This is a genomic window from Pantoea rwandensis (assembly GCF_000759475.1).
In the GTDB taxonomy this organism is placed as follows: Bacteria; Pseudomonadota; Gammaproteobacteria; order Enterobacterales; family Enterobacteriaceae; genus Pantoea; species Pantoea rwandensis_B.
Genome location: NZ_CP009454.1, coordinates 1,380,396 through 1,395,110, shown reverse-complemented (window position 1 = coordinate 1,395,110; position 14,715 = coordinate 1,380,396). Strand labels below are relative to the sequence as shown.

Below are 14,715 nucleotides of genomic sequence, written 5' to 3'. Positions count from 1 at the left end.
ACAAATGTTTCTTTAATTTAAATATTAGTTTCTTAGGTTTCACTGATGCGAGAATGGACTACGAGGATGAGACGACAGTTGCACCCTTTTAGTGCAAATGCTGGCGCGCGGCGCGCCAGAACGGGGCATTATTCGAGTTCGTCGAGGGACTGGTGCAACGCTTCAACCTGCGCGAGGTAATCGTTACTGGTTTTGCCCATTTGTCGGGCCACCAATGAACAGAGCAGATTGCAGACACCTGAGAGCGCGGCGGTGCTGTCGAACATCAGACTACTGTCGGTGTGGCAGCGCACTACCCATTGCGCGTGGCGCGCCGGTTTACCGGAAAGCACGTCGGCGATATACAGCATCGGCACGGCGCGTTCTGCCAGCGCGTTCATTGCCGCTTCCAGCGCAGGCATACGCCGACGCAGGCCAACACAGATCACCACATCCTGCTGATTCAGGGCGGCGAGATGCTCCGCCAGCGAATCGCCGGGACGCGGCAACAGACGCACATCGGGATGGATATGCACCAGATCGCGGTAAATCAGCTGTGCAATGGTCTGACTGTGACGCCAGCCCATCACCACCACGCGGCGTGACTGCGCAATGGCGCTCACCGCCTGTTGCAGCTGTTCACTGTCCAGCGTGCGATAGCTGTTGACCAGGTTGGCGATCTCTTTTTCCAGGTGCTGCTGCATGATGCTGGCGAGCGGTGATGCGGTCGGCACAGCTTGCAGATAGAGCGGTGAGCCGCTGCTCTGCATGTCACGCGCCTGACGACGCGCGGCTTCATAGCTTTCGTAACCGAGATGACGGAAAAAACGCGTGGTGGTGGCTTTGGAAACGCCGGCACTCTGTGCCAGTTCGGTAGCGGTGTTCATCGCCAGCTGGCCAGGTGCCGCCAGCAGCACGTCGGCCAGCCGCTGCTCATGGCTGGAGAGTTGATCCCAGTGCTGTTGTATCCGGCCCTCTAACGTTGCCGCTTTTGCACTCATGGTGATTCCCTGAAAATAAAAAAACTATCCTGCACAGAGCGTGCCGGGTTGTCATCAGGAATTTTATTTGGAAAGAGAAATGAAAAAATCGCCGAATAAAAAAGGCCGCCATAAATGGCGGCCTCTATAGGCTCACTGCAAAGTGCGCAGGTTTTGCCTTATTTACTGCTTGGACGCAGTGCAGGGAACAGGATCACGTCACGGATGGTGTGGCTGTTGGTGAACAGCATTACCATACGGTCGATACCGATGCCCAGACCTGCAGTTGGCGGCAGGCCGTGTTCCAGTGCGGTGACGTAGTCTTCGTCGTAGAACATCGCTTCGTCATCGCCCGCGTCTTTTGCATTCACCTGCTGAAGGAAACGCTCAGCCTGATCTTCTGCATCGTTCAGCTCGGAGAAGCCGTTACCGATTTCACGGCCGCCGATGAAGAACTCAAAGCGGTCAGTGATTTCCGGGTTCTCGTCGTTACGACGTGCCAGTGGTGACACTTCAGCCGGGTATTCGGTAATGAAGGTTGGCTGAATCAGATGTGCTTCTGCGGTTTCCTCGAAGATCTCGGTCACCACGCGGCCCAGACCCCAGCTCTTTTCCACTTTGATGTGCAGCGATTTGGCAATCGCGACAGCTTTATCAAAGTCTTCCAGATCGTTCAGGTCGGTTTCCGGACGGTATTTCTTGATCGCTTCACGCATGGTGAGCTTCTCAAATGGCTTGCCGAAATCGAAGCTGTGGTCACCGTAAGGCACTTCCGTGGTGCCCAGCACGTCCTGCGCCAGGGTGCGGAACAGGCTTTCAGTCAGTTCGATCAGATCTTTGTAATCCGCATACGCCATATAGAGTTCCATCATGGTGAACTCTGGGTTATGACGTGGCGAAATACCTTCGTTACGGAAGTTACGGTTGATCTCGAACACGCGATCGAAGCCGCCGACGACCAGACGCTTCAGATACAGCTCCGGTGCAATACGCAGGTACATATCGATGTCGAGCGCATTGTGATGGGTGATGAACGGACGGGCTGACGCGCCGCCAGGGATCACCTGCATCATCGGCGTTTCCACTTCCATAAAGTCGCGATTCACCATGAACTGACGGATGCCGGCCATGATTTTTGAGCGCACTTTAAAGGTGTTACGTGATTCGTCGTTAGAGATCAGATCGAGATAACGCTGACGATAACGGGTTTCCTGGTCGGCCAGGCCGTGGAATTTATCCGGCAGCGGACGCAGCGCTTTGGTCAGCAGACGCAGTTCAGTGATGTGGATCGACAGCTCACCGGTTTTGGTCTTGAACAACTTACCGCGCGCGCCAAGGATATCGCCGAGATCCCACTTTTTGAACTGCTCGTTGTAAACGCCTTCTGGCAGATCGTCACGTGAAACGTAGATCTGAATCTGGCCGCCAACGTCCTGCAGCGTAGCAAAAGAGGCTTTACCCATGATGCGGCGGGTCATCATGCGGCCGGCCACGCTCACTTCAACGCCGAGCGCTTCCAGCTCTTCGTTCTCTTTGGCGTCATAGCTGGCGTGCAGCACATCTGACGTGGTATCGCGGCGGAAATCGTTAGGAAACGCGATGCCCTTTTCACGCAGCGCGCTGAGTTTTTCGCGACGCGCTTTCAGTTCGTTGTTTAACTCAAGGGCGGCATCAGCGCTCTGCGGTTGTTGTTCAGACATGTCGGTTCCTTATAACCCTGCTTTTAAACTTGCTTCAATGAAGCGGTCGATGTCGCCATCCAGCACCGCCTGGGTGTTGCGCGTCTCTACGCCGGTGCGCAGATCTTTGATACGCGAATCGTCGAGTACGTATGAGCGAATCTGACTGCCCCAGCCGATATCGGACTTGTTGTCTTCCGCGGCCTGCTTGTCAGCGTTTTTCTTCTGCATCTCATATTCGTACAGCTTCGCACGCAACTGCTTGAAAGCTTGATCTTTGTTCTTGTGCTGTGAACGGTCATTCTGGCACTGCACCACAATGTTGGTCGGCAAGTGGGTAATACGCACTGCAGACTCGGTTTTGTTAACGTGCTGACCACCCGCACCCGAGGCACGGTAAACGTCGATACGCAGATCGGCCGGATTGATGTCGATATCGATGTTGTCATCCACTTCCGGGTAGATAAACACCGAACTGAAGGAGGTATGACGACGGCCGCCGGAGTCAAATGGGCTCTTACGCACCAGGCGATGGACGCCGGTTTCGGTACGCAGCCAGCCAAACGCGTAGTCACCGATGATTTTAATGGTGGCGGATTTGGTCCCGGCCACTTCACCGTCTGACTCTTCGATAATTTCGGTTTTATACCCTTTGGCTTCCGCCCAGCGCAGATACATGCGCAGCAGCATGCTGGCCCAGTCTTGCGCTTCGGTGCCGCCAGAACCGGCCTGAATATCCATGTAGCAGTCGGCGCTGTCATACTCGCCTGAGAACATGCGGCGGAATTCGAGTTCGCCCAGCTTGGCTTCTAAACCATCCAGTTCGATAACGGCTTCGTTGAAGGTCTCTTCGTCATCGGCTTCCACCGCCAGATCCAGCAAGCCCTGCACATCTTCCAGGCCCTGACGCATGTGATCTAAGGTTTCTACTACCGCTTCCAGCGAAGCGCGTTCTTTACCCAGCGCCTGCGCGCGTTCAGGTTCGTTCCAGACGTCAGGCTGTTCCAGCTCGGCGTTTACTTCTTCGAGGCGTTCTTTCTTGGCATCATAGTCAAAGATACCCCCTAAGAACGTCGCTGCGCTCAGTGAGGTCTTGAATACGATTTTTGACCGGATTAATTTCAAACATGGCTTTTCAGTCTTTTTTGACGATTCGGTGAAAGGAGATAAAAAGTAACGCGCTAGTTTACCCGAAACTGCGCGTACTTTGTAGCATTGCAGGTATGCGAGATAGCGCAACAGAATAGGTTTTTATGCGCCGAAAGGGATTCGGTGACCAACAATGGCGAGCCAGGGTCACTCGCAGCAGGTTACCGGGTGCGCTTTTACACGCACCCGAATGAATGACGCGGTTATACCGGCCAGATATGGTCGATAATCAGTTGAACCGAGCGGTTGCCACGGTATTCGTTGATATCGAGTTTGTAGGCCAGCTTCACCTGGCGCACGCTGGTATCCGGCCACAAGGTAGTATCAACGTTAAACGCGATACCATCCAGTAGCGGTCCGCCGCCCAGTGGCTCAATCATGACCTTCAGGTGACGCTCGCCCACCAGCTTTTGTTGCAGCAGTTTGAACTGGCCATCAAACACCGGTTCCGGGAACGTCTGGCCCCACGGGCCGGCTTCACGCAGCATTTCGGCGGTATGCAGCGTGAACTCCTGTGCGTGCAGTTCGCCATCAGACCAGATCACGCCCTGCAGCGCTTCGCCATCCAGCCATTCGTCGATCAGCGCAGCAAAGCGCTCGCGGAACAGTTCGTATTTTTCGGTTTCCAGCGACAGGCCCGCCGCCATCGCGTGGCCCCCAAACTTCATCATCATGCCGGGATAGAGCGTATCGAGACGCTCCAGCGCATCACGTAAATGCAAGCCGGCAATCGAACGACCCGAGCCTTTTAGCGTGCCATCGCCGGCTGGGGCGAAGGCGATGACCGGACGATGGAAACGCTCTTTCAACCGTGATGCCAGAATGCCGACCACGCCCTGATGCCATTCGGGATGATAGAAGGCCAGCCCCAGCGGCAGATCGGTGTGCTGGCGTTCCAGCTCATCGCACAGCGCCAGCGCTTCGCTCTTCATGCCCTGCTCAATCTCTTTGCGCGTCTGGTTCAGCGCATCAAGCTCGTTGGCAAGCATGCGCGCCTGCGCAATGTCTTCGGTGAGCAGCAGTGCCACGCCGACCGACATATCATCCAGTCGACCGGCTGCATTGAGGCGAGGCCCGACGGCAAAACCGAGGTCGCTGGCCGCCAGTTGACGCGCATCGCGGTTGGCGATCTCCAGCAGCGCGCGGATACCCGCCCGGCATTTTCCGGCGCGGATGCGGCTCAAGCCCTGCCACACCAAAATGCGGTTATTGGCATCCAGCGGCACCACGTCAGCCACCGTACCTAGCGCGACCAGATCCAGCCACTCCGCCAGATTAGGTTCGTTTCGGCCATCACTAAACCAGTTCTGCAAACGCAGGTGCGCACGCAGCGCCAGCATCAGATAAAACGCCACGCCCACACCCGCTAACGAACGCGAAGGGAATGCGCTGTCATTGAGATTCGGGTTAACGATCGCTTCCGCTGCTGGCAACGTTTCGCCTGGCAAGTGGTGATCGGTGATCAGCACGGGAATACCGTGCTGATGGGCGGTTTCTACGCCTGCATGGGAAGAGATGCCGTTATCCACGGTGAGAATCATCTCCGCACCACGCGCACGTGCCTGTTCGACCACTTCAGGACTCAGGCCGTAGCCATCCTCAAAGCGGTTTGGCACCAGATAATCGACGTTTCCGCCCATGCTGCGCAGCGCTAAGACGGTTAATGCGGTGCTGGTTGCGCCATCGGCATCAAAATCACCGACCACCACAATACGGCGGCCTGTTTCCAGCATCTGACGCAGTAAGGCTACCGCTTGATCGATGCCACCCAGGGTTTGCCACGGCAGCAGATGTTTTGCACCACGCTCTAGCTCAGCAGCCTCTTTGACACCGCGTTGCAGGTATAAACGGCGCAGTAACGGGGGTAAGGTATCAGGTAAGCTGGCGTCAGCCTGAATTTCACGCCGACGCAGTTCGACAGAATGCATCACTGTGAATTAACCGCCCCGCTTCTGACCATCAAGAACTTGTTTGAGCTCCTGCGGACCTTGATAGCCCGGGATCATCGCGCCGGTCTCGGTGAGAATCGCTGGGGTGCCCTGAATGCCATACAGGATGCCGAGTTGGTAATGCTTATCCAGATTGATCTTACAGGTCGCTGGCGCATCCATTTGCGGTACATCGCCCTTCATCGCGGCATCAAAGGCCTTGTTGCGATCGGCACTGCACCAAACGGCGCGCATGGCTTTTTCCACCTGGCCGTGCAAACCTTCACGCGGGAAGGCCAGGTAACGAACGGTGATGCCCAGCGCATTGTAGTCGGCTATCTGCTCATGCAGCTTGTGGCAGTAGCCACAGGTGATATCGGTAAACACGGTAATCACATGCTGCTCTTTTGGCGCTTTATAGACGATCATCTCCGGCGCCAGCGCGTTCATTTTTTTGTCCAGCAGTTGGTTAGTCACGTTCACCGGCTGTGCACCGCTGACATCGTACAGCGGGCCCTGAATCATGTGTTTACCATCTTCAGAGACGTACAGCACACCGCTCTCGGTCAGCACGGTTTTCATGCCTGGCAGCGGTGAAGGCTGAATTTCGGTCTGCTGCAAACCGAGTTTTTTCAGGGCCTGCTGAATGGCGCTGTCATCGGCATGAGCCAGACCGGCAAAGGCGCTGACCAGCAATGCCAGCATCGTTAACTGTTTTTTCATCTCAATTCCTTGTTGCCGCGGTTCAAGCACGCGGATGATGCTGTTGATGTAACTGACGCAGGCGCTCAGTGGCCACATGCGTATAAATTTGGGTGGTGGAGAGGTCGCTGTGTCCCAGCAACATCTGTACGACGCGCAAATCCGCACCGTGGTTCAGTAAATGTGTGGCAAATGCGTGGCGAAGCACGTGTGGTGATAGCTTTTCGCTGTCGATACCGGCAAGGGTGGCATAGTGTTTGATGCGATGCCAGAAAGTCTGACGCGTCATTTGTTGCGCGCGGTTACTGGGGAACATCACATCCAGTGTTTGCCCATTCAACAACCACGGCCGACCGTGCGCCATATAGTGCTCCAGCCAGTAAATCGCTTCTTCACCTAATGGCACAAGTCGCTCTTTATTACCTTTACCAATCACACGCACCACACCCTGACGCAAACTGATGTCGCTGAGGGTTAAGCCTACCAGCTCCGAAACGCGTAAACCGGTGGCATACAGCAGTTCCAGCATCGCTTTGTCACGTAGCTCAAGCGGCACATCAATACTCGGTGCCTGCAGCAGACGTTCTACCTGGTTCTCACTAAGGTCTTTTGGCAATCGCTGCGGCAGTTTGGGCGCGGAGAGCAGTGCGCTCGGGTCATCACTACGCAGTTTTTCGCGATAGAGGTATTGAAACAGACGGCGCATCGCGCTGAGCGTACGCGCAGAACTGGTGGCCTTGTAGCCGCCTTCGACGCGTTCGGCGAGAAACTGCTGCAGGTCAAGCGCTTCCAGCGTCAGCAGCGTGCGTTCGTGGTGGTGTAACCAGCCGGTGAGCGTTTGCAAATCCTGGCGGTAGGACGCAAGGGTATTTTGCGCCAGGTTACGCTCAATCCAGAGCGCATCCAGAAATTGTTCAATCAGATCGCTATCCTGCACGGTTCCCCCCAAACACGTGTGAAATCGTGCTCATTATGCCTGAAAGTCACCTGCTTCTGGTACAATTGCGCCAAAGTGAGTTTCAGTCAGAGCATTAATTGCATGAATATCGGTCTGTTTTACGGTTCAAGTACCTGTTACACCGAGATGACGGCGGAGAAGATTCGCGATTTTATCGGTGAAGAGTTAGTCACGCTGCACAACCTCAAAGATGAAGATCCCTCGCTGATGGAGCAGTACGATTTGCTGATCCTCGGCATTCCCACCTGGGATTTCGGTGAGTTGCAGGAGGACTGGGAAGCGGTGTGGCAGCAACTGTCCGCGCTGAATTTGCAAGGAAAAATTGTCGCGCTGTACGGCATGGGCGATCAGGCCGAATATTCAGAATGGTTCTTAGATGCACTCGGCATGTTGCATGAGTTGCTGCAGCCAATGGGCGTGCAGTTTGTCGGTTACTGGCCGCTGGAAGGCTATGAATTTGCCAGCAAAAAGCCACTCACGGCTGACGGCACCCAGTTTGTCGGCCTGGCACTAGACGACGTGAATCAGTTCGAGCTGAGTGAAGATCGTGTCGAACAGTGGTGCGAACAGATTCTGACGGAAACGGCCGCACTGCTTTAACGCGGCGCATCTCTGTCACGCAGAAAACAAGCAGGCGCGCAGTGAGCGCCATGCATAGGGCGGCAGGTTATCCATCATCAACCACAGCCGCCAGCGCTTGCCCTGCTGATTTTGCAACGTCAACAAAACGCCGAAAGGCAACCAATCTGCCTGCCGCGCTAATTGCCAGCGCGTTCCACGCCAATGCCAGTCACCCTGTTCATCCAGCCCTAAGCGACCGGTGCGCTGCCTGAGCCGACGTTCATTGCGCCCACACTCCAGCAGCATCAGAATCAGCAGTGGGGCTTGGCCCCACACCACGCCCTCGGGCCACTCAAGACTCAACAGCCAAACGGTGACCAGCACATACAGCGTCACGTTAAGCGCCCGAGCGCTGCGTGACGGCTGCACATCACATTGGAACCGGTCCGCGTTCACGGTTGCGCTGCTGAATCAGTTGCACCATACGCTTGAACTCTGGGTCAGCGGGTTCGCCGTGGTTCATCAACCAGTTAAACAGGTCAGGATCGTCACTCTTGAGCAGGGCGATAAACACCTGCTTATCGGTGTCAGTGAGCGAATCATATTCGTATTTGAAGAACGGCATGATGGAGACATCCAGCTCCAGCATGCCGCGACGGCACGCCCACTGAACGCGAGCTTTATCATGAATTTCCATGTGTCTTTTTTCCATGGCTGAAAACAGTGGCGCTCAGTGTACCTGCTTTTTTCTCTGCCTGCAGGCGCAGCGCTGAATGCTGCGTGATATTGCGCACAACAGTTCTACCCATTGCAGGGTTATCACGCGATTTGTGCGCCAGATTAGGTAAACAGGTTGCAAAGCAGCACTGCTCTTTTAACATTGGAAGCAATATTGTTATTAATCAGGACGCACCCATGCCGATTTTCACCCTTCCGCCACGCCAGCCTGCTGCGGCATCACGCCTGCCATTAACCCTGATCTCCCTCGACGAGTGGGCGCTGGTGTCAGTGCAGGGCAAAGACAGTACCTCATATCTGCAAGGCCAGGTCACTTTAGATGTTGCAGCAATGGACGCCACCCAGCATCGTCCGGCAGCCCATTGCGACGCAAAAGGTAAAATGTGGAGCAACCTGCGTCTGTTCCACCGCGGCGAAGGTTACGCCTACATCGTTCGCCGTAATCTGCGTGAACAGCAGCTTAACGAACTGAAGAAATATGCGGTGTTCGCCAAAGTCACCATCGCTGCCGATGATGATGCAGTGCTGCTGGGTGTGGCCGGTTTTCAGGCACGCACGGCACTGGCTGATGTGTTTGCCACCCTGCCAGATGCAGAAACACCGGTGGTACAACAAGGTGAGAGCACGCTGTTGTGGTTTGAACACCCCGCCGAACGTTTCCTGCTGGTGACCACGCTGGCTCAGGCAGAAACGTTGAAAGAAAAGTTAGCCGGTGCTGCACAGTTCAATGACAGCACGCAGTGGCTGGCGCTGGATATTGAAGCGGGCATTCCGGTGATTGAAACCGCCACCAGCGCGCAGTTGATTCCGCAGGCAACCAACCTGCAGGCGCTGGATGCGATTAGCTTTAAGAAAGGCTGTTACACCGGTCAGGAGATGGTGGCGCGAGCTAAATTCCGCGGGGCCAATAAGCGTGCGCTCTACTGGCTGGCGGGTAGCGCCAGCAAAGTACCGCAGGCTGACGGTTCCATGGAGCTGCAGATGGGCGACAAATGGCGTCGCACCGGCACCGTATTGAGCGGTGTGCAGCTGGACGACGGCAGCGTTTGGGTACAGGTGGTGATGAACAACGATCTGGAGCCAGACAGCGTGCTGCGCGTGGAAGGTGATGAAGGCGGGAAGCTGACCATTCAGCCATTACCGTATTCACTGGTCGATTGATTTGCCTTTCTGGTGCGCATTCATGCGCACCTCTGGAAAACCCGCATGCTTCCCCCGTAAAGTCGCTAGTTATGGCGACTTTGCCGAAAATCACACCCGGTTGATGACGCCATTTACGGCGACCTGGCCGAGTATTCCACCCAGTTGATGGCGCTATTTATGGCGACCAGGCCGATTATCGCACCCGGTTGATGACGTCATTTATGGTGTCATGGCAACATGGCAACATGCTTAGGCTACATAAAAGTAGATCGCACAGAAGTGTAAAACGCTGCCGCCCAGCACAAATCCATGCCAGATAGCGTGATTATATGGAATACGCCGCGAGACATAGAAAATCACTCCCAGCGAATAGACAATCCCGCCCGCAGCCAGCAACCACACACCTCCGGCTGACAGCTTGGTCGCCAACTGATAAATCACCACCAGCGACAGCCAGCCCATGCTGAGATAGGTGACCAGCGACAGCGCTTTAAAGCGGTGGGCAATCGTCAGTTTGAAGATGATACCTGCCAGCGCCAGGCTCCAGATCACCACCATCAATCCTTGCGCCAGCGGAGATTTCAGCCCCACTAACAGGAAAGGTGTATAGGTGCCCGCGATCAGTAAATAGATTGCGCAGTGGTCCAATTTCTTCAGCCAATATTTCGCTTTCTGGTGCGGAATGGCGTGATAGAGCGTTGAGGCGAGAAACAGCAAAATCATGCTGCCGCCATACAGGCTGTAACTGGTGATGGCAGTGACATCAGCGCGCATGTCAACGGCTTGTGTTAACAACAACACCAACCCAACAACGCCGAAAATGCAGCCGATCCCGTGGCTAATACTGTTGGCGATCTCTTCGGCTACCGAGTAACCCTGAGCAAGTATTCGATTCTGTGCCATGCGCTAACGTCCTGGAAAACGGGTTAAGAACTGTGTTTTTAATCAACATCAGGGTAACCGGGAAAAATTTCAGAGTACACATGTACGCTAAAATAATTCTATGACAGGCGTGTGACAAATAGCCGATGGCAGCGCTGTCGATCACGCCGCCTCAGTGTCAAATAGTCAATCAGAAGATTAGCGACCACCTGCCGCATCGATAAAGGTGCCGGTGACGTAAGAAGCGGCATCACTTGCCAGCCAGATAATTGCAGCGGCGATCTCTTCAGCCTGACCACCGCGCTGCATCGGCAGCGAACGGGCTACACGATCGACTCTGCCAGGTTCACCCCCATCGGCGTGCATCTCGGTATAGATTAAGCCCGGCCGCACGCTATTGACGCGAATGCCCTGCGCCGCCACTTCCAGCGATAAGCCTTTAGTCAGCGTGTCCATCGCCCCTTTTGACGCCGCGTAATCAACATACTCGCCCGGCGCACCGAGACGTGCAGCCGCTGAGGAAACATTGATTATCGAACCGCCCTGCCCGCCGTGTGCGGTACTCATGCGCTTCACCGCTTCCCGACAGCAGATAAAGGTGCCGGTAACGTTGGTGGCGAACACGCGCTGAATACGCTCAGCATCGAGATCTTCCACGCGACACTGCGTAAACAAAATTCCGGCATTGTTGACCAGCACGCGCAGGTTGCCTGCCTGCTGATCAAGCTGCTGAAACATGCGTACCACTTCCGCTTCAATGGCAATATCGGCCTGTATGGCGAATGCACTGCCGCCCAGCGCTGCAATCTCTGCCACCACCTGCTCTGCCTCAGTAATGCGCTGGCGATAATTGACCGCAACACGATAGCCCGCCTGCGCCAACATCAGTGCTGTTGCGCGTCCTATGCCACGGCTACCGCCAGTGACTAATGCCAGATCCATGTTGCCTCCAAAATAGAAAAAGGGCCGATTTCTCGGCCCTCAGAATAGGTGTTCAAAAAGTGTTTAGCCAAAAATAATTTAAGTTGCACAAGGCTGCTGGTCCCACTCTTCCCGGCAGTCCACAGTAGTCCGTGAAGGGGATGAATGGGAGCGACCAACGCCATGGCAGCCCCCAGCACAACCGCTAAATTATTGGTATTCGCTCATTGGAACACAGGAGCAGAACACATTGCGGTCGCCAAACACATCATCCAGACGCTTCACGGTTGGCCAGTATTTGTTGGCGCTGCCTGCCGGGAACACCGCCAGTTCGCGGGTGTACGGATGCGCCCACTCACCAACGATCTCCATCTGGGTATGAGGTGCATTCACCAGCGGATTATCCTCAGCGGGCCATTCGCCGTCGGCTACCCGGTCAATCTCCATGCGGATGGAGAGCATCGCATCGATAAAGCGATCCAACTCGATTTTGCTTTCGGATTCCGTTGGCTCAACCATCAGCGTTCCGGCCACCGGGAAGGACATGGTTGGCGCATGGAAGCCGTAGTCGATCAGGCGCTTAGCAATATCCAACTCGCTGATGCCGGTCTGCTCTTTCAGCGGACGGATATCGAGAATACATTCGTGCGCCACGCGACCATCGCGACCTGCATACAGAATTGGATAAGCGGATTGCAGACGGCTGGCAATATAGTTGGCATTCAGAATCGCTACCGAACTCGCCTGCTTCAGACCTTCCGCACCCATCATGCGAATGTACATCCAGCTGATTGGCAGAATCGAGGCGCTGCCAAATGGCGCGGCGGATACCGCGCCCTGCTGTGTCAGCACGCCATCGATTTGCACCACGCTGTGGCCCGGAACAAACGGTGCCAGATGCGCTTTCACGCCAATCGGTCCCATACCTGGACCACCACCGCCGTGTGGAATGCAGAAGGATTTATGCAGGTTAAGGTGCGAGACATCGGCGCCGATGTAACCTGGCGTGGTGATACCCACCTGTGCGTTCATGTTGGCACCGTCCAGGTAAACCTGACCGCCATACTGATGCACGATCTGGCACACTTCACGAATGGTTTCTTCGTAAACGCCGTGGGTTGAAGGATAGGTCACCATGATGCATGACAGCTCATCGCCAACCTGAGCGGCTTTCTCACGCAGATCGCCGAGATCGATGTTGCCTTGTTTATCACAGGCCACCACCACCACTGCCATGCCCGCCATCTGTGCAGATGCCGGGTTAGTGCCGTGTGCAGAACTTGGGATCAGGCAGACATTACGTCCCCCTTCATTGCGGCTTTCGTGATAACGACGAATCGCCAGCAGACCGGCATACTCACCCTGTGCGCCAGAGTTGGGCTGCATGCAGAGTGCATCGTAACCGGTGAGCTGCACCAGCCACTGTGACAGCTGGCCAATCATCTGCAGATAGCCTGAAGCCTGTTCTGCCGGGCAGAATGGATGAAGTTCAGCAAATTCTGGCCATGTAATCGGGATCATTTCGGCAGCAGCGTTGAGTTTCATGGTGCAGGAACCGAGCGGGATCATTGCCTGGTTCAGTGCCAGATCCTTTTTCTCCAGGCTGTGCATGTAACGCATCATCTCGGTTTCGCTGTGATGACGGTTAAACACGGGATGGGTCAGGAACTCGCTTTCACGTGACATGCCTGCCGGAATAGCACTGTTTTCTGCGGCTACGCTGGCATCCAGGGCATCAATTTCCTGACCATGTGCATCACCCAGCAGAATCGCAAACAAAGCCTGCACGTCTTCACGTGAGGTGGTTTCATCCAGTGTGATACCCACGCCGTTAAGCACGTCACTGCGCAGATTAACGCCAAAGCTCAGCGCACGATTCAGCACTTCCGCTTTATCGGCTACTTCAACGGTTAAGGTGTCGAACCAGCTGTTGTGGCGTAGCTTCAGGCCACCCTTTTTCAGACCCGCGGCCAGAATGCTGGTCAAACGATGGATGCGCGAGGCGATACGCTTCAGGCCCACTGGACCATGATAAACCGCATACAGACCGGCGATGTTCGCCAGCAGCACCTGAGAAGTACAGATGTTGGAGTTGGCTTTCTCACGACGGATATGCTGTTCACGCGTTTGCATCGCCATGCGCAGCGCGGTGTTGCCTGCGGCATCGCGCGAAACGCCAATGATACGGCCCGGCATGGAGCGTTTGTGCTCATCGCGGCTAGCGAAGAAGGCGGCGTGCGGACCGCCGTAACCCATCGGCACACCAAAGCGCTGAGCGGACCCGAAAACGATATCAGCGCCCTGCTTACCTGGCGCTTCTAACTGCACCAGCGCCATGAAATCGGCAGCCACGCTCACCACGACTTTACGGCTTTTCAGCTCGGCAATCAGTGCACGGTAATCATGCACTTCACCGCTGGTGCCCACTTGCTGCAGCAGCACGCCAAACAGGTCGTCGTGATCCAGCGCTTTGCTGGCGCTGTCGATGATCAGTTCAAAACCAAAGGTTTCTGCACGCGTGCGCACCACATCCAGGGTTTGCGGATGGATGTCTTCGGCGATAAAGAATTTACCGGCATTTTTCAGTTTGCTGACGCGCTTCGCCATCGCCATCGCTTCGGCAGCCGCGGTGGCTTCATCAAGCAGTGAAGCAGAGGCGATATCCAGCCCGGTTAAGTCCAGCGTCAGGGTCTGGAAGTTCAGCAGCGCCTCAAGGCGGCCCTGTGAGACCTCTGGTTGGTAAGGGGTGTATGCGGTGTACCAACCTGGGTTTTCCAGCATGTTACGCAGGATAACCGGCGGAGTGATCACGGCACTGTAGCCCATGCCGATCCAGGATTTGTAACGTTGGTTCTGACTGGCAATGGCTTTCAGCTCTGCCAGCGCTTGCTGTTCGGTCGCGGCATCACCGACCGCAGGCGGGCCTGGCAGTTGGATATCGGCAGGCACGATGGCGCTGATCAGTGATTCCAGAGAGCTGGCACCAATCGCTTCCAGCATGGTGGCCTGCTGCGCGGGTGTAGGACCGATATGGCGCTCAATGAAAGCACCGTTATGTTCAAGCTGGCTGAGAGTCTGGGTCATTTGCAGTAAAT

At 55.4% G+C, this 14,715-nt stretch carries 13 protein-coding genes; 2 read left to right on the top strand and 11 right to left on the bottom strand.

Annotated elements, in window-relative coordinates; genetic code table 11:
• Window positions 1-128: 128 nt before the first annotated feature.
• From LH22_RS06375 to xerD, 6 genes are all read right to left on the bottom strand, one after another.
• Entirely contained in the window at window positions 129-980 is an 852-nt protein-coding gene (locus LH22_RS06375) for a MurR/RpiR family transcriptional regulator (RefSeq protein WP_038645024.1), read from the bottom strand.
• A 158-nt stretch (window positions 981-1,138) separates the two neighbouring features.
• Entirely contained in the window at window positions 1,139-2,659 is a 1,521-nt protein-coding gene (lysS, locus tag LH22_RS06370; protein ID WP_038645022.1) for a lysine--tRNA ligase, read from the bottom strand.
• 9 nt (window positions 2,660-2,668) lie between these two features.
• A protein-coding gene (gene prfB / locus LH22_RS06365) for a peptide chain release factor 2 (RefSeq protein WP_097118019.1) occupies window positions 2,669-3,767 on the bottom strand; the annotation gives its coding sequence in 2 pieces (ribosomal slippage) (window positions 2,669-3,691 and window positions 3,693-3,767; 1,098 coding nt in all).
• 223 nt (window positions 3,768-3,990) lie between these two features.
• The gene (recJ, locus tag LH22_RS06360) at window positions 3,991-5,715 is read right to left on the bottom strand and encodes a single-stranded-DNA-specific exonuclease RecJ (protein ID WP_038645020.1); all 1,725 of its coding nucleotides are present in this window, start codon (window positions 5,713-5,715) and stop codon (window positions 3,991-3,993) included.
• A gap of 9 nt (window positions 5,716-5,724) precedes the next feature.
• Window positions 5,725-6,438: a bifunctional protein-disulfide isomerase/oxidoreductase DsbC gene (gene dsbC, locus LH22_RS06355; protein WP_038645018.1), complete on the bottom strand. Its 714-nt coding sequence runs from the start codon at window positions 6,436-6,438 to the stop codon at window positions 5,725-5,727.
• 22 nt (window positions 6,439-6,460) lie between these two features.
• Window positions 6,461-7,354, bottom strand: a complete 894-nt coding sequence (xerD, locus tag LH22_RS06350) for a site-specific tyrosine recombinase XerD (RefSeq protein ID WP_034823182.1) — start codon at window positions 7,352-7,354, stop codon at window positions 6,461-6,463.
• 102 nt (window positions 7,355-7,456) lie between these two features.
• On the opposite strand from xerD, the gene fldB reads away from it, so the two are divergent.
• A complete protein-coding gene (gene fldB, locus LH22_RS06345) occupies window positions 7,457-7,975 on the top strand; it encodes a flavodoxin FldB (RefSeq protein WP_038645015.1) in 519 nt (172 codons plus the stop codon).
• A gap of 15 nt (window positions 7,976-7,990) precedes the next feature.
• Here fldB and LH22_RS06340 read toward each other — a convergent pair whose 3' ends face one another.
• Both LH22_RS06340 and sdhE read right to left on the bottom strand, forming a co-directional pair.
• Complete coding sequence (locus tag LH22_RS06340; protein ID WP_038645013.1) at window positions 7,991-8,392, bottom strand: protein YgfX; 402 nt, start codon at window positions 8,390-8,392, stop codon at window positions 7,991-7,993.
• Window positions 8,367-8,633, bottom strand: a complete 267-nt coding sequence (gene sdhE / locus LH22_RS06335) for an FAD assembly factor SdhE (protein WP_038645011.1) — start codon at window positions 8,631-8,633, stop codon at window positions 8,367-8,369. Before sdhE ends, LH22_RS06340 begins: the two co-directional genes overlap by 26 nt.
• A 218-nt stretch (window positions 8,634-8,851) precedes the next feature.
• On the opposite strand from sdhE, the gene ygfZ reads away from it, so the two are divergent.
• Window positions 8,852-9,835 (top strand): tRNA-modifying protein YgfZ, encoded by a 984-nt coding sequence (ygfZ, locus tag LH22_RS06330; protein WP_038645009.1) that lies wholly within the window; start codon window positions 8,852-8,854, stop codon window positions 9,833-9,835.
• Between the two features lie 231 nt (window positions 9,836-10,066).
• Here the strand turns inward: ygfZ and trhA are convergent, their stop codons facing one another.
• From trhA to gcvP, 3 genes are all read right to left on the bottom strand, one after another.
• Entirely contained in the window at window positions 10,067-10,720 is a 654-nt protein-coding gene (gene trhA / locus LH22_RS06325; protein WP_038645007.1) for a PAQR family membrane homeostasis protein TrhA, read from the bottom strand.
• 177 nt (window positions 10,721-10,897) lie between these two features.
• The gene (locus tag LH22_RS06320) at window positions 10,898-11,641 is read right to left on the bottom strand and encodes an SDR family oxidoreductase (protein ID WP_038645005.1); all 744 of its coding nucleotides are present in this window, start codon (window positions 11,639-11,641) and stop codon (window positions 10,898-10,900) included.
• A gap of 189 nt (window positions 11,642-11,830) precedes the next feature.
• Window positions 11,831-14,704, bottom strand: a complete 2,874-nt coding sequence (gene gcvP / locus LH22_RS06315) for an aminomethyl-transferring glycine dehydrogenase (protein ID WP_038645003.1) — start codon at window positions 14,702-14,704, stop codon at window positions 11,831-11,833.
• Window positions 14,705-14,715: the final 11 nt, after the last annotated feature.